Below are 20,116 nucleotides of genomic sequence, written 5' to 3' on the forward strand. Positions count from 1 at the left end.
AGGATGATCGAGATCCGCAAACAGAACCCCGCCTTCGGCCTCGGCACCTACACCGAACTCCCCTCCTCCAACCCCGCCGTCCTCGCCTTCCTCCGGGAAGCGCCCCCGACGGAGCAGGGGGGCGACGACGACCTCGTGCTGTGCGTGCACAACTTCTCGCGTTTCGCGCAGCCCACCGAACTCGATCTACAAGCCTTCAACGGACGCCATCCCGTGGAGCTGATCGGCGGGGTGCGCTTCCCGGCCATCGGTGAACTGCCCTACCTCCTCACACTGGCGGGGCATGGCTTCTACTGGTTCCGGCTGCGCGAGGAACCGTCGTAGGATCCAGCCGCGCGACGCCCTCGCGGGGCGGTTTCCGCCGCCCCGCCCTGGGCACTCCTACGCACAGCCGGCACTCCCGCACTCTGCCTTGTCCGCCCCGCGGAAAGGACGCGACGCCATGTCGGAAGCCGCCACCCGCCCCACCGCGCACGCCACGGCGCTGCTCGCCTCGCTGGACCCGCTGCTGCGCGAGTGGCTGCCGAGGCAGCGGTGGTTCGCCGGGAAGGGCCGCCCGATCGGCGCCTTCGAGCCGGTGGCGGTGACCGAACTCCTGCCGCGCAGCTCCCCGGCGGGCCTGTTCCACCTGCTTGTGCGGGTCCGCCAGCCGATCGTCCCCGCGCAGGACGCCGCCCTGCACGGCGCGGCGGCCGAACGGCCCGCCGACTGCTACCAGTTGCTGATCGGCGTACGCCGCACCCTCCCGCCGCAGCTGGCGCCCGCCCTCATCGGACACGTCACCGAGGGCCCTCTCGCCGGTCAGACGGTGTACGAGGCGCTGCACGACCCACGGCTCACCGCGCTGCTCCTGGAGCGGCTGCGGATGCCGGGCCGGCACGGCCCACTCCGCTTCGAACGCGACATGAGCACGGGCATCCCCTCGGGCCTCGCCCCGCGCCTGCTGGCCTCCGAGCAGTCCAACTCCTCCGTCATATACGGAGATACGTTCATCCTGAAGCTCTTCCGCCGCGTCGTGCCCGGCGTCAACCCCGACCTGGAACTCCCGCTCCACCTCGCCCGGCAGGGCTGCGCACGCGTACCCGCCCCCGCCGCGTGGTTCCTCGCCGATCCGGCGCCCGGCGCGGCCACGGCGGACGAAGCCTGCGGCCTCGGCGTGCTCCAGCCCTATCTGGCCGCCGCCGAGGACGGCTGGGAGCTCGCCCTGCGCATGATCGACAAGGACGAGTCCTTCACCGGCGAGGCGCGGGCGCTCGGCCGCGCCACGGCGGAGGTGCACGCCGCGCTCGCCGCCGCGCTGCCGACCGTCACCCTCGGCCGGGCCCAGGTCGAACTCATCGCCGACGGCATGGCCCAGCGCCTCGCGGCGGCGGCGCAGGCCGTCCCCGCGCTGCGGCCGTACGCCCCGGGGCTGCTCACCGCGTTCGAGGCGCTGGCCGACCTCGGCGGCGAGGGCCAGTCGTGGACGGCGCAACGCGTCCACGGCGACCTGCACCTCGGGCAGTGCCTGCGCTCGCCCGACGGCCACTGGTCGCTCATCGACTTCGAGGGCGAGCCCGCGCGCCCGCTCACCGAGCGCCGCCTGCCGCAGCCGCCGGTCCGCGATGTCGCGGGCATGCTGCGCTCCTTCGACTACGCGGCGTGCGCCACCGAACCGTGGGCCTCGCGGTGGGCCGCGGACTGCCGGGCCGCGTACTGCGTCGGGTACGCGGACGTCGCGGGCCGCGACCCGCGCACCGACCCGGTGCTGCTGCGCGCCCACGAGACGGACAAGGCGGTCTACGAAGTGCTCTACGAGGCCCGTCACCGCCCCGACTGGCTCCCCGTCCCCCTGGCCGCGGCCCGGCGCCTCGCCGGGGACGGCTCCGCCGACGCCTCCCACTGACCACCCTCTTCCGGAAGGAGGCCTCTCCTGTGGCCCCCCGTCCCCGCAAGCCGTCTGCCGAAGCCCCCGCCCCCGCCCCGCCCGCGCCCCGCACCCCGGAACCGGACCCCGCCGAGCAGACGCCCGCCCCGAAGGGCACGCGGAAGACACCGGCCCAGAAGAACCGGAAGAGCCAGAAGAAGGCGACGAGCGGGACAGCCGAGGCGGCAAGGGCGACCAAGGCGGCCAAGACCGCGAAGAGCCCGAGGACCACGCGGAAGGCGGCCGCGAAGACGGTCGCGAAAGCGGCCGTGAGGACACCTCCGGCCCCGGCCGTCGCCGCGTCCCCCGTGCCCGAAGAGGACCGCGTCCGCCTCCTGGACGGCACCCACCACGACCCGCACGGGGTCCTCGGCGCCCACCCCGTACCGGGCGGCACGGCCTTCCGGGCCCTGCGGCCGTACGCCAAGGCGGTCGCCGTGGTCGCCGGGGACCTCCGCGCCGAGCTGCACGACGACGGCGACGGGTTCTTCTCCGCGGTGCTGCCGACGGGGATCGCGCCCGAGGACTACCGGCTCCACCTCACGTACGAGGAGGCGGAGCTGGAGATCCACGACGCGTACCGCTTCCTGCCCTCGCTCGGCGAGCTGGATCTGCACCTGATCGGCGAGGGCCGGCACGAGCGGCTGTGGGACGCGCTCGGCGCCCGGCCGATGATCCACCAGGGCGCGACCGGCACCCGCTTCACCGTGTGGGCGCCGAACGCCCGCGGTGTGCGGGTCATCGGCGGCTTCAACTTCTGGGACGGCACCGGCTTCCCGATGCGTTCGCTCGGCGGCACCGGCGTCTGGGAGCTGTTCGCGCCGTCCGTCGGCGAGGGCGAGCTGTACAAGTTCGAGATCACGCGGCCCGACGGTTCGAGGACGCTGCGCGCCGACCCGCTGGCCCGCCGCACGGAGGCCCCGCCCGCGAACTCCTCGGTCGTCCACGAATCGCACCACGAGTGGCACGACGAACAGTGGCTGACGCGACGCGCCGAACGGCCCGCCCACGAAGCTCCGTTCTCGGTGTACGAGGTCCACCTGGCCTCCTGGCGGCCCGGACTGACATACCGTCAACTAGCGGAGCAGCTGCCCGCCTACGTCGCCGACCTGGGCTTCACCCACGTCGAGCTGATGCCCGTGGCCGAGCACCCCTTCGGCGGCTCCTGGGGCTACCAGGTCACCGGCTTCTACGCGCCGACGGCCCGCCTCGGCACCCCCGACGACTTCAAGTACCTGGTGGACGCGCTGCACCGCGCCGGGATCGGCGTCCTGATGGACTGGGTGCCCGCGCACTTCCCGCGCGACGACTGGGCGCTCGCCGAGTTCGACGGGCGGCCGCTGTACGAGCACGAGGACCCGGGCCGCGCGGCGCACCCCGACTGGGGCACCCTGGAGTTCGACTACGGCCGCACGGAAGTACGCAACTTCCTCGTCGCCAACGCCAGTTACTGGTGCGAGGAGTTCCACATCGACGGCCTGCGCGTCGACGCGGTCGCCTCGATGCTCTACCTCGACTACTCCCGCGAGCACGGCCAGTGGACGCCGAACGTGCACGGCGGCCGCGAGAACCTCGACGCCGTCGCCTTCCTCCAGGAGATGAACGCCACCGTCTACCGGCGCAACCCCGGCGTCGTCACCATCGCCGAGGAGTCCACGGCCTGGGACGGCGTGACCCGGGCCACCCACCACGAGGGGCCGGGCGGCTTCGGCGGCCTCGGCTTCGGCCTGAAGTGGAACATGGGCTGGATGCACGACTCGCTCGGCTACGTCTCCAAGGAGCCGGTGCACCGCAAGCACCACCACAACGAGATGACGTTCTCGATGGTGTACGCGTACAGCGAGAACTACGTCCTGCCCATCTCGCACGACGAAGTCGTCCACGGCAAGCGGTCGCTGGTCTCCAAGATGCCCGGCGACTGGTGGCAGCAGCGCGCCAACCACCGCGCCTACCTTGGCTTCATGTGGGCCCACCCCGGCAAGCAACTCCTCTTCATGGGCCAGGAGTTCGCGCAGGGCGCCGAGTGGTCGGAGGGGCACGGCCCCGACTGGTGGCTGCTCGACCCGGCGTACGGCGCGGAGCCCGACCACCGGGGCGTGCGGGATCTCGTCCGCGACCTGAACACCGTCTACCGGCGCGAGGGCGCCCTGTGGCAGCGCGACACGGACCCGGGCGGCTTCGCCTGGGTGGACGGCGACGCCGCCCATGACAACGTCTTCGCCTTCCTGCGCTACGACACGCAGGGGGCCCCGCTGCTCGCCGTCTCCCACTTCTCACCGGTCGTGCGGCACGCCTACCGCCTCGGCGTGCCGGACGAGTTCGCGGCGTGGCAGGAGGTCCTGAACACGGACGAGGCCCGCTACGGCGGCAGCGACGTCACCAACCCCGACCCCCTGAAGCCGGAGCCGGTGGCATCGCACGGCAGCCCCGCGTCCCTGCGCCTGACCCTGCCACCGCTGGCTACGGTGTGGCTGCGACCTGTTTGAGCGCGGCGGGCAGCTCCTCGGCGTACAGGATGCCGAGCCGCTGCGTGGCCCGGGTCAGGGCCACGTACAGGTCGCTCGCGCCGTAGCGCGCCGGTTCGACGACCAGGACCGTGTCGAACTCCAGGCCCTTCGCCTGACGCGGGTCGATCAGTACGACCGGCCGCGTCAGGTCCGGGGCCTCCCCGGCCGTCACTCCGGGGAGCTGTGCGGCGAGCTCCTGATGGAGGTCGCGCGGGGCGATCACCGCGAGGCGGCCCTCGTCCCGGGTCCCGGCCGCCACCGCGTCCGCCACGGCGGCGGCGAGGTCGTCGGCGCGGCGCCCCCAGGGACGTACGCCCGTGGACCGCACCGAGCTGGGCGGCCGGAAGCCGGGGTCCCCGGCGGCGCGCGGCACCTCGGCGGCCAGGTCCATGATCTCCACCGGGGTGCGGTAGTTGACGGCGAGGCGGGTGTACTCCCAGCGGTCCTCGACGTACGGCCGCAGGATGTTCTCCCACGATCCGCAGCCGCCCGCCTCGGCCGTCTGCGCCGGGTCGCCGACGAGCGTCATGGAGCGGGTCGGGCAGCGCCGCATGAGCAGCCGCCACGCCATCGCGGACAGCTCCTGCGCCTCGTCGACGATGATGTGCCCGAAGGCCCAGGTGCGGTCGGCCGCCGCGCGCTCGGCGGCGCTGCGGTGGTCGGCCTCCTCCTGCCGTTCGGCCATCCGCTCGGCGTCGATGATGTTGTGGGCGAGCAGGACCTCCGCGTCGTCCTCGTCCTTGTCCTCGAACTCGTACGTCCGTGAGGCGCGCGAGACGTCGAGGACGCCCTGCGCGTACGCGATCTGCCTGGCCCGCTCGGCCTCGGCCGCCGCCCGCTCGGCGCTGTCGTCGTGCCCGAGCAGTTCGGCCGCCTCGTCGAGCAGCGGGATGTCGGCGGGCGTCCAGGCCGCTCCGCGCGGACGGCGGATCGTCTCCGCGTCCTCCTCGCTCAGCCGCGTCGGCTCCTCCAGGAAGTCGGTGACGAAGTCCTGCGGGGTCAGCGTCGGCCACAGCTCCTCGATGGCCGCGTGGACCTCGGGGCTGGCCGCGATGCCCTTGCCGAGCTGGGCGATGTCGTCGGGGCCCAGGAAGTTGGGGCCGCCGTAGGGGTCGGCGCCGATGCGCTCGGCGAGCTGACCGGTCAGCGCGTCGATGATCCGGAACGCGAAGTAGGGGCGTCCCAGGTTGTGCGGCACATCCGCGTCGCGGGCCGCCTCCCGCGCCTCGTAGGCGATCGTCCAGTCGAGGATCAGGTCGCCGTCGTCGTGCGCGATGACCAGCGGCTCACCCGGCTCGGGAATCTGCTGCCGGTCGCGCACGACACCGGCGAGCACCTCGGCCATCTCCGCGCGGCCCTTCACCTCGGCCGCCGCCGGGCTGTCGGTACCGGTCGCCGTCACACCGGGGAACAGCTCGCCGACCGTCGACAGCAGGACGCCCGTCTCGCCGAGCGCGGGCAGCACCTCGCCGATGTAACCGAGGAACGCCGGGTTCGGGCCGACGATCAGCACGGCCCGCTTGGCGAGCAGCTCGCGGTGCGCGTAGAGCAGGAACGCGGCGCGGTGCAGCGCCACGACCGTCTTGCCGGTGCCGGGGCCGCCCTCGACGACGAGGACGCCGCGGTGCGGGGCGCGGATGATGCGGTCCTGCTCGGCCTGGATGGTCCGCACGATGTCGTGCATACGGCCGGTGCGCGCCGAGTCGAGCGCGGCGAGCAGCACCTCGTCGGCGTCGGCGCCCTCGTGGCCGGTGCGGGTCGTGTCGCTGAGGTCGAGGATCTCGTCGTGCAGATCGGTGACCTCGCGGCCCTTGGTGGTGATGTGCCGGCGCCGGCGAAGACCCATCGGCGCATGGCCCGTCGCCAGATAGAAGGGGCGCGCGACATCGGCACGCCAGTCGATCACCAGCGGAGTGCGCTCGGCGTCGGCGGCGCGGATTCCGATGCGTCCGATGTGGTGATCACGGCCGTCGCGGAATTCGAGTCTGCCGAAGCAGAGACCGTTCTCCCCCGCGTCGAAGGCGGCGAGCAGGCCGGACTGCTCCGCCACCAGCACATCACGCTCCAGGCGCGCCTGTAGACCGTTGCCCACCTGCGACAACGACGTCTGCACGGCGGTCTCGGCCTCCTCGCGCAGCGCGTCCAGGCGCGCGTACAGCCCGGAGACGAATTGCTGCTCTTTCCGCAATTCCTCGGTTGACAATTCAGCCCCTTGCCAGTTACAGTGCTCGTATAAAGCTTCTCGTGAACCGCTGTCCTGTCTGCATGGCTAAGCGGACAGCCTAAAAGGACAAGGCTTCGCGAAAGAATCCAATATACGCAGAGAAATACCCCGGACGTCAATTCGTCCGGGGTATTTCTCTGTGCCGCGCCGGTCTCAGAGCACGTCGGCCAGTTCCGCGAGGAGCTTCCGCTTGGCCCGCGCGCCCACCATCTGCTTCACGGGCTCACCGCCCCGGAACACGATCATGGTGGGCGCGGAGAGCACCTGGTACGCGATGGCGGTCTCCGGGCTGCGGTCCACATCCAGCTGTACGATCTTCAGCCGGTCCGCCTCCTCGCGCGCCAGCTCACTCAGGACCGGCGCCAGCTGCCGGCACGGGCCGCACCAGTCCGCCGTGAACTCCACGAGCACGGGGCGGTCCGCCTCGCGCAGCACCTCCCCCTCGAAGTCCGCGTCCGTCACCTCGGCCACGCCTGCTGCCTTCACTTCACCACTCTCCTCATCCACATCATCCGGGTCACCCGGGTCGCCCGGGTCATCCCGTCATCTCGCAGCGCGGCTCGGGGCCGCCTTCGAGCGTCGCCTCGGCGCGCGTCAACTGCGCGCCGACCTGTGCGCGCACCGCGTCCAACTCGCCGATCAGCGCGTCGAGTTCGGTGAGCTTGCGGCGGTACACGGCCAGCGACGCGGGGCACGAGTCGCCCTCCGGATGGCCGGAGCGCAGACACTCCACGAAGGGCCGGGTCTCCTCCAGGTCGAACCCGAAGTCCTGGAGCGTCCTGATCTGCTCCAGGAGCCGCACGTCGTCCTCGTCGTACGTGCGGTAGCCGTTGCCGGTACGCCGCGCGGGGAGCAGCCCGCGGGACTCGTAGTAGCGCAGCGTCCGCGTGGTCGTCCCCGCGCGCGCCGCGAGCTCGCCGATTCGCATGCGTCGACGGTAATGCTTGACGTGGGCGTCAAGGCCAGGGGTCTTCGGCGGGAGCTTCTTCACCAGGAGTTCTTCCGCAGCCGCGGATCAGGCCGGCCTGCGGATGCCCTCGATCGTCGAGGTCCAGGTGTCGGCGCCGTGCCCGAGGTCGACCGCCCTGCGGGCCGCCGCGAGGACCCCGCGCAGCGCGGAGGCGTCCAGGCCGCGGTGCTCGGCTGCGTGGACGATGTGCTCGATGCCCTCGGCCTCCATGGCGAGGTTGTCCATGACGCCGGGGTAGCTGCCCGCGTCGATGTCGGCGGCCGTGCCCTCGACGACGCTCTCCAGGAGCGCCACGTTGGCCTTCAGGTAGGGGACGAGGGCGGCGGCCTTCACGCCGTCCTCGGCGGCGAGGGCGAAACCGTGCACCAGGCCGTGCATGGCGGTCCAGAAGAAGTCCAGGACGGAGTTGTCGTAGACGGCGGCGAGACCGTGGTCCTCGCCGACGTAGGCGCTCCGCCCGCCGAGCGCCTTGAGCGTCTCCTCGTACTTCTCGTACGCGGCCCGCGCACCGCTGTGGAAGATCAGCGCGTCCGGCGTGCCGATCATCGGCACCGGCACCATGACCGCGCCGTCCAGATAGTCGACGCCGAGGTCCGCGGCGCGGGCGGCTGCCTCTCGGGCGCGCTCCGGGGTGTCGGATGTGAGGTTCACGAGCAGCCGTCCGGCGAGGTCGGCGGGGGCGACCTGGTCGAGGATCACCTGCGCGGCGTCGTAGTCGAGGACGCAGACGACGATGACCTCACCGGCGCGGACCGCGTCGGCGGGGGTGGCGGCGCGGACGGCCCCGAGGGCGACGAGCTCGTCGCCCTTGCCGGGTGAGCGGTTCCAGACGGTGGTGGGGTGGCCGGCGTTCAGAAAGGCGGCGGCGAGGGCCTGTCCCATGGAGCCGAGGCCGAGGACGGTGACGGAGGGGGATGTGTGTCGATCAGTGGTCATGCTCCCCATCGTTGGCGGGGGCCCGACTCCTTACAAGTACCGACTATTTGGTCAGGTACTCACCAGAAGGTAAGCAAGGTGGGCGGGGCCGTGCGGGGTGCCCCGAGGGCGCGGTGACCACGCGCATGACGTCAGCCGAAGTCCAGCTCTCCGTACGCCCGTTTGAACTCGTAGAAGCACTCCACCCCGGCCATCAGCACCACGCCGTCCCACAGCCGCCCCGCCGCCTCGCCCCGGGGAGCCGGGGACACGACGGGGCCGAACACCGCCCCGACGCCGTCGACGGCGAGCACCGGCGTGCCGACGTCCTCGCCGACCAGCGCGGTGCCTTCCTCGTGGGAGGCCCGTACCACCGCGTCGTACTCCGTGGTCATCGCCACGGCCTCCAGGTCCCCCGGGAGCCCCGCCTCGGCGAGCGCCGCCGTCATGCCCGTCCAGTCCTGCCGCTCGTGGACGCGCTGCCCGAGGGCGTCGAAGTACCGCCCGAGCGCGTCGTTCCCGTGCCGTTCGCGCACCGCGGCGCACACGCGGCCGTGCGCCTTCATGTACTCCCCGTACAGCCCCCCGGGGTCCTCCGGGTCGACCTCCAGGCCTTCGTTGAGGACGGCCAGGCTCATCACCCGCCACCGCACGGTGACGTCCCGCACCCGCTCCACCTCGCGCAGCCAGCGCGAGGTGATCCAGGTGTACGGGCAGACGGGGTCGAACCAGAAGTCGACGCCCATTCCACGGATCCCGTGTTCCTCGGTGCCGGTCATTCGTCCACCGTACGCCTTCAAGGAGTTGACGCGCCGCAGCCATTGACGCGCTGCCCGGCCGCAACTACAAAACCAACAGCGCCACTCTGAGAGCGCTCTCACCGTCACACTCCCACCCTCCACGGAGGTGCCTGATTCGGGCACAACTACTCGGGTGGCCCGCGCCATTGGGGTACGGGGTAGACCCAGGAGTACACGAACTCCTCAGGCAACCTGAATACCGACGGAGCAGGCAACCTGACGATCACCCCGCGCTGGGACGCGTCGGGCAAGTGGGCCTTGGCCCGGATCGAGTCGAAGCGCACCGACTTCAAGGCGCCGCAGGGCGGCACGCCGGCCATCGAGGCCCGCATCCGGATGCCGGACGTCACCGGCGACGCGGCGCTCGGCTACCGGCCGGTGTTCTGGGCGCTCGGCTCGCCCTACCGCGGGGACTACCAGAACTGGCCCTCCATCGGGGAGTTCGACGTCATGGAGAACGTGAACGGCGTCAACGCGGTCCGGGGCGTGCTGCACTGCGGCGTGAACCCGGGCGGCGACCGCAACGAGACCCAGGCCCTGGGCGCCGGCCGCCCCTGCCCGGGGGCGAGCTGCCAGTCGGCGTCCCACACGTGCCGCTTCGAGTGGAACCGCTCGGCGACGCCGAACCAGCTGCGCTGGTACGTGGACGGCGAGCGGTTCCACACCCTGAGCCAGGAGCGCTGTTCATCATCCTGCTGAACGTGGCGATGGGCGGCGCGTTCCCCAACGGCGTCGCGGGCCGCGCGACGCCGACACCAGCGACGGAGCCGGGCCACGCCATGGTGGTCGACCACGTGGCGGTGTGGACGCGGCCGTAGCACGCGGCGCGCGGGCAGCCGGGGGTGGCGGGGCCCTGGGGTGGCGTCACCCACTCGCGCGTCGGAGGCCGTGAACCGTTCCACCACACGCTGGACGGCGTCGAGTTCGCGCCCTTCCTCGAAGGCACCGAGGACCCGCCGCACGCCTACTTCCGTCGGTCCGGGCCCCGGGTGGCGTACGGCGGGACCGCCTCCGGCGTCACCAAACCCGGCCGGGCCCGACGGCACGACACTCCTCGACGCGGTCTGGTCGGCGGCCCCCTTCAAGAACAAGAACGCGCTCGTACGGCACGTCCGCGCCACCGTCGACTCCTGAGTGGCGGACGGGAGGCTGAGCGGCGCGGGGGACGGGGCCAGGGCGGTGAGTACGGCGAAGGGGGCGTCGTACGTGTCTCAAGAGCTGTTCCTGTGCTCGGTGGAGGTGAGCAGGGCCGCCCGGAGCCAGTTGTCGGCGGCGCCCGGCGTCGGCTCGGGCGGCCCCTGCGGTGGGCTGACGACCTCGGCGGTGAGCTGCCAGTAGTGGTCGATGCGGGGCTCGGCGGCGAGCATGCGGCCGAGTCCGCGGCGGAAGTCGGCGGTGTCGCGGGCGTTGAGGGCGGCGGCGTGGGCGGCGACGAAGCTGTCGAGCGCCTCGCCCCGGTGCGGCGCGCGGCCCGCCCGCAGCTGGGCCGAGGCGAGCGCGAAGGCCTCGGGGAGACCTTCGTAGAGCACGGCGGGGCGGTACCCCTTGCCGGGCAGGTGGACTTCGGGCTGGCCGTGGCGGGGAGTTCCGGTCCGCGGGCCCGAGTCGAAGCAGGAGCCGGAGACGAACGCGTGCAGCCGGGCGAAGGCGAGCACTTGTGCCGGGACCGGGTCGTCGGGCAGCTGCGGGACCGCCTGTTCGACGACCGCGGAGGCCACCCGGGCCGGCAGCCGCGCGGGCAGCCAGCGCCGCCAGAACCGCGCGAGCGCGGCCGTGCTGGGCGGCGCGGAGAGCGCCCCGACCAGGCGCAGCCGCTCGGCCCGCTCCTCGGCGGAACAGTCGCGCAGCAGGCGCAGCGCGGCCTCCCGCCAGCGCAGGGCGGTCAGCCGCGTACCGACGTCGCGCAACTGCCCCTCGACGATGTCCTCCAGCACGTCCTCCTGGTCCAGGACCCGGCTGACGTCACGGACCGGCAGGTCGAGGCCGCGCAGGGAACGGATGAGGCGCAGCCGTTCGAGCGCCTCGGGTCCGTAGCGGCGGTGCCCGCCGCCGCTGCGGGCGGCTTCGGGCAGCAGCCCGCGGTCGGAGTAGAAGCGGACGGTCTTGACGGTGACGCCGGCCCGCTCGGCGAGCTGCCCGATGCTCCACTTGCCGTCTTCCGGCACGACTTGAACCTCCCTCAGGGGGAGTTCCTAGCGTACGTGCGAGCGCGGCGGGGCGATCAGCCCGGCCGCGCGGGCAACGGCGTACCGAGGTCGTATCTGGACCTCGACCTGGACCTGGACCTCGATCTCGTTCTCGATCTGGAGGAATCATGACGGTGTTCGTGCTGGTGTCGGGCGGTCACACGGGCGGCTGGATCTGGCGGGACGTGGCGGCCCGGCTGCGGGCGACGGGAGCCGAGGTGCACCCGGTGACGCTCACCGGCCTGGGGGACCGCCGCCATCTGGCGGGCCCGCGGACGGACCTGGAGACGCACATCGAGGACGTGGTCCAGGTGATCGACCACGTCGACGCGCCCGAGGTCGTCCTCGTCGGCTACTGCTACGGCATCTATCCGGCCGCGGGCGCCGCCGACCAGCGCCCGGAGCGGATCGCCCGCCTGGTCCACCTGGACTCGCCGCTGCCGCAGGACGGTTGCTCCATGCTCGACCAGGTGCGGGAGCTGATGCCGGCCGGGGCGGCCCGCGAGCGGATGCTCGGCATGGTGGCGCGGGCCGAGGACGGCTGGCGGGTCCCCGCGCCCACCTCCGAGGAGTGGCGGGCGCACGGGAACCTCGCGGGGGTCTCCCCCGACGGGCTGGCCCGGATCGCCCGCCTGGCCTCGCCGATGCCGCTCGGCACGGCCACGCGGAAGCTGCGTGTCTCGGGCGCGGTCGCCGCCCTCCCCACGACCGGCGTCTTCTGCACCATCGGCGGCACGACGGACATCGCCGCGCTCGAAGCGCTCGTGGCGTCAGGCCTGCCGCTCGTCCAGCACCTCACCGACCCGAGGGCGACCTTCTTCGAACTGGCCACCGGTCACTGGCCGATGCTGTCCACTCCCGACGAGCTGTCCGACGTACTGCTGAGGGCGGCGGCGGGAGAGGGCCGCCGCCTCGGCTCGGCCGACAGCCGTACGTCAGATCTGCTTGTCGTAGGTGAGGAAGACGGTGCCGCTGTCGAGGAGAACGGCGTCCGTCCGCTCGTAGAGGACCGGGTCGAAGGTGGTCTTCTGTGAGAACAGGGGCGTGCCCGAACCCAGCGTCAGCGGGCCGATCTTGACGACGAGACGGTCGATCTCGTCCCGCAGCACCCCGGCCAGCTCGCCGCCACCGCAGAGCCAGATGTCCTTGCCGTCCTCGCGCTTCAGCTCCCGCACCCTCTCGACCGGGTCGGAGGCGACGAGTTCGATGCCGGGGTCGGGGGCCTCGGTGAGGGTGCGGCTGAAGACCAGGTGCCGCAGGTGCGGGTAGCAGTTGGGCTGCCCGGCGTCCACGCCGATCATGTACGTCCGGCGGCCCTCCAGGATCGTGTCGAAGTGGGACCCTTCGGCGGTGATGCCGAGGGCCTGCCTGGCCGGGGCCGGCAGGGTCTCGGGGTACGTCTCCGCGAGGTGCTGGACGTAGTCCTGACCGATCGGCCAGAAGCCGTCGGGGCCGGTGGGGTCGGAACCGTCGGGCCCGGCGATGAACCCGTCGAGGCTGACAGCGATGAAGTAGACGAGCTTTCGCATGGGGGCTCCTGGGAAGCGGTCGTGGCGCTGGTTGTGCTTGCGCTTCTGGTTCTGGTTCTGGTCGATGGGGTGTCTGGGTGGCCGCGGCGGCTCAGCTGCGGCTCCCGGGCTTGGGAAGCGGCCGGGGCCGCGGCACGGAGCGGGGCTTGGCGGGCTGCGGGAAGGGGCGGTGGGACGGGGCGTTTCGGGACTGAAGGGCGGCGGACCGGGTTCGCATTCCACTCCTCATCGGGTGCGCCGGGAAGCGCGTCGCTCGTTGTACTCTGTGTGAAGTGGTTAGAACGTAGTACTTCACCCGGAGTGGTGTCAACGAATTTCCGCGACCACTTCTCGCGGAGCGCGGCACGGAGCGGACGCCGGAGTGGACGCGCCCCTTTCGGCAAGCCGGGCACGCACGGTCTTGCCGCCGACTTCGCGCTTCTCGACTTCGGCAACACGCTGCCGCCACGCGTTCAGACCGACAGCGCTTGGGGCTCTGTCTCCACCTCGGACAAGCCGCCTGAAGTCGACCGGTTCGGCCGTCGATTCGACGCCATGGCAGCATCAGCGTTGCCTCCCGAGGACACACCTGAATACCTGCATCAACTAGAACGGGAGCTGTAGGCCCATGAATACTCACCTCCCCGCGGCCGGACTCGCCACCGAGAACGCCTGGTTCAAGTCCTCCTACAGCGACCCCGGCCAGAACTGCGTCGAGATCGCCGACCGCACTGCCACCCCCCACCCCTCCATAGCCGTACGCGACTCCAAAAACCCCCACGGCCCCGCACTACTCCTCCACCCCTCAGCCTGGTCATCATTCGTGGCGCACGTCAGCCACAACCAGACCACCTGACGACCTGACGGCACGCCACCGAAGGCGACCTCGACAGAGTGAAGGTCAGGCCGCCGTGCCGGTCGATGTCGGCCGTGCGGGCGGGCTGTACGACGAAGTGGAGGTGCCCGGGGGTGCGACCGGCGTGGGACCAGAGGCAGACGTACACCTGCTCGCAGTCCTCGACGCAGACGCGGACCGCGGCGGCCGCGCGGGAGAGCAGCGGTCCCGACTCGGCGGCCTCCTCGGGCGTCAGTTCATGTACGCCGGTGGCATGCCGCAACGGCTTGACCAGCAACGTCCCGACTCCGAGCGGCCCTACGCAGTGCTCGACGGTCCAGTGGGCGGTACGCAGAAGGGTGCCACCCGGCAAGGGGAGGGAGCCGTCGGCGAGGGCGCAGGCCATGCAGTCGACGACAGCAGCACGCACCGGCTCGCTCACCATGCTGCCCAATCCCCTTCCCCGCCGCCATCAGCCTCATCGGCATGGGTAAGGCCCCGAAGGCCCCGGCAACTTGGACATTACCGGGGCCTTCGGGGCCTTCGGGGGGGGCAGTACGAGGCAGCGCGCCTACCGGCCGCCGACCGCGGCCTCCGCGCGCTCAGGCTGCTCCGTGGCGGCCTCAGTCTCCGCACCGCCCCGCCTCCTCGGCAGCAGCACCGCCACCAGGACCGTCCCGACGCCCAGGATCACCGCGCCGACCAGGCTCGTGTGGGACACCGCGTCCGAGAACGCGGAGCCGACCGCGTCGGCCATCTTGCCCGCTCCCTGGGCGAGTTGCTCGGCCTGTCCCTTGAGCTGGGCCGCCTGCTGCTGCGAGCTCGCGTGGGCCGCCTTCTCCGCCGCCGCGTGCGCCTTGTCGCCGATGCCCTGGGCGACCGCGTAGCCCGCGCCGACCGAGTCCTGGGCGGTGGCCAGCGTGCCGTTCGGCAGTTTCGTCCCGGAGGAAGAAGCCGCGTCCGCGAGGTTCGAGGAGTACGAACTGGCCAGGACCGAGCCGAGGATGGCGATGCCGAGCGAGCCGCCGAGCTCCAGCGACGTGTCGTTGACCGCGCCGCCGACACCCAGCTCCGACTCGGGGAACGCGCCCATGATCGCGTCGGTGCAGGGCGAGAGCGCGAGGCCGATGGCCAGGCCCAGGATGATCAGCGGGGCCACGAAGTCCGCGTACGAGGACGAGACGTCCACCCGCGTCAGGAGCGCCAGCGCCACCGTGCCCGCGACCATGCCCGCCGTCACAGTGATCTTCATGCCGATGCGCGGCGTCAGGAAACCGGTGAGCGCCGAGCCGACGAAGACCGCGCCGGCGAGCGGCAACATACGTACGCCCGTCTCCAGCGGGTTGTAGCCGAGCACGAACTGCAGGTGCTGCGTCAGGTAGTAGAACGCGCCGAAGACCGCGAGGAAGAACAGCGCCACCGCGAGGTTCGAGCCGGCGAAGCGGCGGTCGAGGAAGCGGCGGACGTTCAGGATGGGGTGGGGGTGGCGCAGTTCCCAGGCGACGAAGGCCAGCAGGGCCACGCCCGCGACGACCGCCGCGGAGATCGCCTTCGCGTCCCAGCCGAAGTGCGGCCCCTGGATGATCATGTAGACCAGCGCGCCGGTCCAGACGACGGAGAGCAGCCCGCCGACGTAGTCGATCCGGTCGTGGTGCCCGGCCTTGGACGGCGGGATCAGCACGAAGGCGCCGACGATCGCGAGGGCGGCCACCGGCACGTTGATCAGGAACGTCGACGCCCAGCCGTGGTCCTCCAGGAGCGCGCCCGCGACCAGCGGACCCGCGGCGATCGCGAGGCCGGCCGTGGCGGTCCAGAGGACGATGGCCTTGGCCCGCTCCCCCTTGGGGAACGTCGCGGCGAGCAGCGACAGCGTGGCCGGCATGATCATGGCCGCGCCGAAGCCCATCACGGCGCGGGCCGCGATGACGCCCGTAGAGCTGTCGACCAAGGAGCCCGCGACCGATCCGGCGCCGAAGACGACGAGGCCGAGGACGAGCGCGCCGCGCCGGCTGTACTTGTCGCCGATGGCGCCGAGCAGCAGCATCAGCGCCGCGTACGGGACGGTGTAGCCGTCGATGACCCACTGGAGGTCGGAGCTGGAGAGGCCGAGGTCCTTGGTCATGTCGGGCGCGGCGACGGTCAGCGCCGTGTTCGCCATGACGATGATCAGCAGGCTCAGGCAGAGCACCCCCAGCGCCCACCAGCGGCGCGCGTACGGCTGCTTCATCTCCTCGACCGGTTGCTTCATGAGTAGAGCCACCGAAGTCTCACCCTTTCCCTGCTGCTGTACGTCCTGCTCTGCCAGTGCGGTGACCTTGCACAGCACTGTGCAATTACACACTCCTGTGCAATTTACGCCACTGCACACAGCTGTGCAAAAACGGTCGCGGGCGGCCCTCCATCGCGCGCGTGCAGAATGGAGCCCATGAGCCGAGCCGACGCCAACCGCCGCCGCATCCTGGACGTCGCCCTCGCCGAGCTCCTCCGCGATCCGGACGCGTCCATGGACCAGATCGCGCGGGCCGCGGGCGTCGTGCGCAGGACCGTGTACGGGCACTTCCCCAGCCGGGAGGCCCTGATCGGCGCGCTCATCGACGGCGCGGTCGAGGCGGTCGCCGCCGCCCACGCCGCCGGGCGGGCGCAGTCGGACGACCCCGCCGAGTCGATCGCCCACTCGATGGTCGCCGTCTGGGAGATCGCCGACGGCTACCGCCTCCTCGTCGGCCTCGCCCAGCGCAGCGTCGCGATGGAGGGCATCAGGCAGCGCCTCGCCCCGGTCCGCGAGGAGTGCGTGAATGTGCTGCGAGTCGGCCTGGAAGACGGTTCGTTCACGTCGTCACTGCCGCCCGCCGCGCTCGCGTACGTCCATGAGCAGCAGCTCTTCGGCCTGATGGAGGCCGTGAACGACGGCCTTCTGGACCCGGGGGACGCGGGCCGCGCCGCCGCGTCCACGGCGCTGCTCTCGGCGGGCGTCCCCGTGGACCGGGCCCGGAAGATCATCGCGGCTCTGCCGTAGCGCCGGCTCTGCCGTAGCGCCGGTCCCGTCGTAGCGCCGACCCTGCCGACTCAGTCGACGGACAGCCGCTCCGGTGGGAAGAGGTCGAGGCCGGAAACCTGCGGGCAGTTGTAGAGCTCGACGCGCACCCTCGCCAGAGGTGCCAGGGGTGTCAGGTCGAGCGGACCGCAGGCTCCGAACGTGACTTCCTCCAGCAGCGGCAGCTCGGCGAGCGCCGCGATTCCGTCGGTCCGGTGGACGTGACCGACATACACCTTGGTCAGTCCCTGGTGTACCGCGAGGGCGGACAGATCGACCTGCGGCACGTCCAGGATCTGCAGCGTGGACAACGGGGAGAAGACCCCCGCGGCCAGGAAGCCGCGCCACTGGTGGTCCTCGTTGACGGTCAGCCAGCGCAGGGAGGCCAGGGCTTCGAGCCCGGACAGCCGCATGTGTGCGGCCTGCCGGTAGAACCCGAGGCCGCTGAGCCGGGGGGCGAAGGGAAGCTCGTCCAAGGACTTCTCCACCGGGACGAAGTCGAACACCAGGTGGCGAAGCGTGGACAGGTCGTCCAGGGGGGCCAGCGACAGCGGAATCGACGGCGAGTAGAGGTAGACGTGGCTCAGGGACAGGGCCGCCAGCGAGCGGAGGTCGGTGACGGACGGGCAGCGGTTGAGGCTCAGGCTCTCCAGGTGCGGCAGCCGGCTCAGGCGCGAGAGGTCGGTGAGCGCGCGGTTGTCCCAGAGCTGCAGGAACTTCATGGCCGTGTGTTCCAGCACGACGTCCGGAAGGCCGTGATCACCCAAGAGGTTCAGATGGGTCAGTTCCGGCAGGCGCGGGAGGAATGCCAGCTCCTCCGCACTGGTCATGGGCACGATCTGTTCGGCCCCTACGGTGCCTTCAAGGACTGCCTCGAAGTACTCACGGGTGTCGAAGGCCGACCATGCGCAGGCCAGCGCGGAGCGCGTCCGGGGACGTCGGTCGGAGCGGAACCGGGAGATCACCGTCAGCGCCGCGGCTCCTCCGACCAGCTGGGCCGTGCGCACGACCGCCGCCGCCTGTCGATCGGTCAGCCTCTCGGGGCCCGGCAGCAGCTCCAGCACCAGCTCGCCCGCCTTGGCGAGGGAATCGGCCTGCGTGGAACTCTGCGGTGGCATCAACTCCCCCGTGCGTTCCTCCACCTCCCGCCGCACCCGCGGATCCAGCTCCGGCGCGTGCTCCAGACTGGCCGCCGCCAGCAGCACCAGCCGCTGCCGGTGCCTGCGGGCCTTGTCGGCGCGCCGCAGCAACTGCCGCAGCAGCCGCGTACGTTCTTCCACCCGCGCATGTCCCACCGCCATCCGCACCACGTCGTCCCACTGGTCGTCGTGTGCGTTGCGCACCAGCACGCCGAAGTCGCGGGCCTCGACCGCCGCCTTCGCCCCCAGGTAGTCCTGGAAGGTGCGGTGCACGAAGCCGACGGAACCGGGGACGGGTTCGCGGAGCAGGCCGCTGCGGATGAGCAGGTGGGCGAAGACCTGTTCGGCGTCGCCCTGCGCGCGCACCTGCGGCATCGCCGCGAGCCACTCGTCCAGCATCGCGACGACGTCCTGCCGGTCCGCCTCGACCTGCGCGTTGCGGATCATCCAGTACGCCAGCCGTTGCAGCAGCGCGGTCTGCTCGTCACGGGAGAGGGACACGCCCTCGACCGACGTGACCTCGCGCTCGGTGTCCCGGCGGATCAACAGCAGGTCCAGGGCCGCGTCGTAGAGCTCCTTGCGGGCGCGGGGCAGCTGCATGCGGCGGTCACGGTTCAGGGCGCACAGGAGCGCGCACATCAGAGGGTTGGTCGCCAGGCGTCCCAGGTCACGACGGGTCGTCACCGCCTCGACGAGGCTCGCCTCGTACCGGTCCAGCGGTTCCCGCCCACTCCGGTCCGCGCACTCCCGCCGGGCCGCGTCGTGCCAGTGCGCGATGAAGGCACGCACCTCGTCCCGTTCCATGGGCAGCAGGGTGAGCGCCGTGAAGCCCTGCCCCGCCGGCCAGTCCTCCGGCACCGCCGACGGGCGGGTGGTCACCAGGTACCGCGCACGCGGAAACGCAGCGATCAGCGACCTCAGCCAGCTCTCCGTACGACTGCGGAGCTTGGCCGGTACCTCGTCGACGCCGTCCACCAGCACCAGCGCCCGCCCACTGTCCAGCAGATCCTGCACCCAGCCCTCGGGCGCCCGCAGCGGCACGCCGGCCGCGGCCAGGAAGTCCTCCGGCAGCGGAAGTCCCTCCGGCAGCTGAAAGGAGCGAAGCCGCAGAACGAAGGGCACACAGCGGTTCCAGTCGGCCAGCTCCGGGCCGAAGCTCTGCCGCGCGGCGTTCAGCGCCAGCCACTGCACGAGAGTCGACTTGCCCGACCCCGCCGCCCCGCGCAGCACCAGCCGGTCGCAACCCGCCAGCGCTTGCTCCAGTCGCACCGCCGCCTGGGCCGCGCCGCCCGGCAGCCCTTCCTCCTCCGCATGCGGACCGTGCTGCCGGCCGCCGCTCACCGCGAGGCTCAGGTACGCCGTGTCCAGCGACCACGCGGCGCGTGTGCGCCCGCCCAGAGTGACGCCGAACAGCTCCAGACGGCTGTGGGTCTCGGCGACGAACTCCGCGTACCGCTGCTCGAAGCCCGGCGCGGTCGCCGTGGGCCGCTGCTCGAAGCCCGGCGTGGCCGCCGCGGGCCGCTGGTCGCGCAGGAGTGCTCCGGTGCGCCGGGTCTGCTCCACCGCGGCTCGTGCCGCGAAGGACGGGTGAGCCGTCAGCTGCTCGACCACGTGCGCACAGCACAGTTCCAGCAACTCCGCGTAGAGCGCCTGCGCCTGCTCGGCGAGGTCGGGCACCGGGCGGCGTATGGCGGCCGCCAGCCGCCGCGGATCCAGGTCCACCGCGAACAGCCGCTCCGCGTCCAGTGTCCCGGCCGCCGCGAAGCCGTCCTGCACGGCGGCCACCGCTGCGAGCCGCTCGTGCTCGGGCAGCCGCGCGTACGCGTCCTCGATCCCCCCGGCCAGCACCCGGGCCAGCCTCTCCGGGCTCGCCGGCTTCGGCAGGGGCCGTATTCGGGCCGTGACCAGGCCGGCCCCGGGCTGTGGTGTCACCGCCGACTTGGCGAGCGCCGCCAAGGCCGTCGCCGCCAGCCGGACGAGCACCGTTTCGAGCCCCTGCATCGCCGCCCCCGCTCCTGTTCCGTCGGCCTTCTCGCTCGTGACTGCGCCGGCGGAAGCTTCCCCATCTGAAGGCCGGGGGACACGCTATTGC

General features: G+C 72.0%; 18 protein-coding genes and 1 pseudogene. 9 read left to right on the plus strand and 10 right to left on the minus strand.

Annotated elements, in window-relative coordinates:
- The 3 genes from ACWDZ7_RS04595 to glgB form a co-directional block, all read left to right on the plus strand.
- The coding region (locus ACWDZ7_RS04595; RefSeq protein WP_451794801.1) for an alpha-glucosidase C-terminal domain-containing protein at positions 1-324 on the plus strand (324 nt) is incomplete at its 5' end.
- A 118-nt stretch (positions 325-442) separates the two neighbouring features.
- Positions 443-1,885, plus strand: coding sequence for a maltokinase N-terminal cap-like domain-containing protein (locus tag ACWDZ7_RS04600; RefSeq protein ID WP_451794803.1), 1,443 nt, complete (start codon positions 443-445; stop codon positions 1,883-1,885).
- 29 nt (positions 1,886-1,914) lie between these two features.
- On the plus strand, positions 1,915-4,392 hold the full coding sequence (glgB, locus tag ACWDZ7_RS04605) for a 1,4-alpha-glucan branching enzyme (RefSeq protein WP_451794805.1): 2,478 nt from the start codon (positions 1,915-1,917) through the stop codon (positions 4,390-4,392).
- Here glgB and ACWDZ7_RS04610 read toward each other — a convergent pair.
- The 5 genes from ACWDZ7_RS04610 to ACWDZ7_RS04630 form a co-directional block, all read right to left on the minus strand.
- Positions 4,367-6,616: a HelD family protein gene (locus ACWDZ7_RS04610; protein ID WP_451794807.1), complete on the minus strand. Its 2,250-nt coding sequence runs from the start codon at positions 6,614-6,616 to the stop codon at positions 4,367-4,369. The genes glgB and ACWDZ7_RS04610 overlap by 26 nt on opposite strands.
- A 174-nt stretch (positions 6,617-6,790) precedes the next feature.
- Positions 6,791-7,123: a thioredoxin gene (gene trxA / locus ACWDZ7_RS04615; RefSeq protein WP_451512892.1), complete on the minus strand. Its 333-nt coding sequence runs from the start codon at positions 7,121-7,123 to the stop codon at positions 6,791-6,793.
- A gap of 49 nt (positions 7,124-7,172) precedes the next feature.
- The gene (locus ACWDZ7_RS04620) at positions 7,173-7,565 is read right to left on the minus strand and encodes a MerR family transcriptional regulator (RefSeq protein ID WP_451794809.1); all 393 of its coding nucleotides are present in this window, start codon (positions 7,563-7,565) and stop codon (positions 7,173-7,175) included.
- A gap of 87 nt (positions 7,566-7,652) precedes the next feature.
- Positions 7,653-8,543 carry an NAD(P)-dependent oxidoreductase gene (locus ACWDZ7_RS04625; protein WP_451794811.1) on the minus strand — a complete coding sequence of 297 codons (891 nt, stop codon included), beginning with the start codon at positions 8,541-8,543 and terminating at the stop codon, positions 7,653-7,655.
- Positions 8,544-8,674: 131 nt separating this feature from the next.
- Entirely contained in the window at positions 8,675-9,301 is a 627-nt protein-coding gene (locus ACWDZ7_RS04630) for a mycothiol-dependent nitroreductase Rv2466c family protein (protein ID WP_451794813.1), read from the minus strand.
- A gap of 138 nt (positions 9,302-9,439) precedes the next feature.
- Between ACWDZ7_RS04630 and ACWDZ7_RS04635 the strand changes: the two are divergent.
- Together ACWDZ7_RS04635 and ACWDZ7_RS04640 are read left to right on the plus strand one after the other, a co-directional pair.
- A pseudogene (locus tag ACWDZ7_RS04635) lies at positions 9,440-10,134 on the plus strand (glycoside hydrolase family 16 protein); the annotation flags it as partial.
- A 76-nt stretch (positions 10,135-10,210) separates the two neighbouring features.
- Entirely contained in the window at positions 10,211-10,456 is a 246-nt protein-coding gene (locus ACWDZ7_RS04640) for a hypothetical protein (RefSeq protein WP_451794815.1), read from the plus strand.
- Between the two features lie 77 nt (positions 10,457-10,533).
- Here ACWDZ7_RS04640 and ACWDZ7_RS04645 read toward each other — a convergent pair whose 3' ends face one another.
- Positions 10,534-11,487, minus strand: a complete 954-nt coding sequence (locus ACWDZ7_RS04645) for a MerR family transcriptional regulator (protein WP_451794817.1) — start codon at positions 11,485-11,487, stop codon at positions 10,534-10,536.
- A gap of 149 nt (positions 11,488-11,636) precedes the next feature.
- Between ACWDZ7_RS04645 and ACWDZ7_RS04650 the strand changes: the two genes are divergently transcribed.
- Positions 11,637-12,542 (plus strand): alpha/beta fold hydrolase, encoded by a 906-nt coding sequence (locus ACWDZ7_RS04650; protein WP_451794819.1) that lies wholly within the window; start codon positions 11,637-11,639, stop codon positions 12,540-12,542.
- Here ACWDZ7_RS04650 and ACWDZ7_RS04655 read toward each other — a convergent pair.
- Entirely contained in the window at positions 12,444-13,037 is a 594-nt protein-coding gene (locus tag ACWDZ7_RS04655; protein WP_451794821.1) for a dihydrofolate reductase family protein, read from the minus strand. The two genes, ACWDZ7_RS04650 and ACWDZ7_RS04655, sit on opposite strands and share 99 nt — an antisense overlap.
- A 303-nt stretch (positions 13,038-13,340) precedes the next feature.
- On the opposite strand from ACWDZ7_RS04655, the gene ACWDZ7_RS04660 reads away from it, so the two are divergent.
- Entirely contained in the window at positions 13,341-13,640 is a 300-nt protein-coding gene (locus ACWDZ7_RS04660) for a Scr1 family TA system antitoxin-like transcriptional regulator (protein ID WP_451794823.1), read from the plus strand.
- 4 nt (positions 13,641-13,644) lie between these two features.
- Positions 13,645-13,872: a DUF397 domain-containing protein gene (locus ACWDZ7_RS04665; RefSeq protein WP_451794825.1), complete on the plus strand. Its 228-nt coding sequence runs from the start codon at positions 13,645-13,647 to the stop codon at positions 13,870-13,872.
- On the opposite strand, the gene ACWDZ7_RS04670 is transcribed toward ACWDZ7_RS04665, so the two are convergent.
- Positions 13,850-14,296, minus strand: coding sequence for an HIT family protein (locus ACWDZ7_RS04670; RefSeq protein ID WP_451794827.1), 447 nt, complete (start codon positions 14,294-14,296; stop codon positions 13,850-13,852). The genes ACWDZ7_RS04665 and ACWDZ7_RS04670 overlap by 23 nt on opposite strands.
- 126 nt (positions 14,297-14,422) lie before the next feature.
- Positions 14,423-16,099: an MFS transporter gene (locus ACWDZ7_RS04675; protein ID WP_451794829.1), complete on the minus strand. Its 1,677-nt coding sequence runs from the start codon at positions 16,097-16,099 to the stop codon at positions 14,423-14,425.
- A 168-nt stretch (positions 16,100-16,267) separates the two neighbouring features.
- Between ACWDZ7_RS04675 and ACWDZ7_RS04680 the strand changes: the two genes are divergently transcribed.
- Positions 16,268-16,867 carry a TetR/AcrR family transcriptional regulator gene (locus ACWDZ7_RS04680; protein WP_451794831.1) on the plus strand — a complete coding sequence of 200 codons (600 nt, stop codon included), beginning with the start codon at positions 16,268-16,270 and terminating at the stop codon, positions 16,865-16,867.
- A 50-nt stretch (positions 16,868-16,917) separates the two neighbouring features.
- On the opposite strand, the gene ACWDZ7_RS04685 is transcribed toward ACWDZ7_RS04680, so the two are convergent.
- On the minus strand, positions 16,918-20,025 hold the full coding sequence (locus ACWDZ7_RS04685) for an NACHT domain-containing protein (RefSeq protein ID WP_451794833.1): 3,108 nt from the start codon (positions 20,023-20,025) through the stop codon (positions 16,918-16,920).
- Positions 20,026-20,116 lie beyond the last annotated feature (91 nt).

It is taken from the genome of Streptomyces sp. NPDC003032, assembly GCF_053591415.1.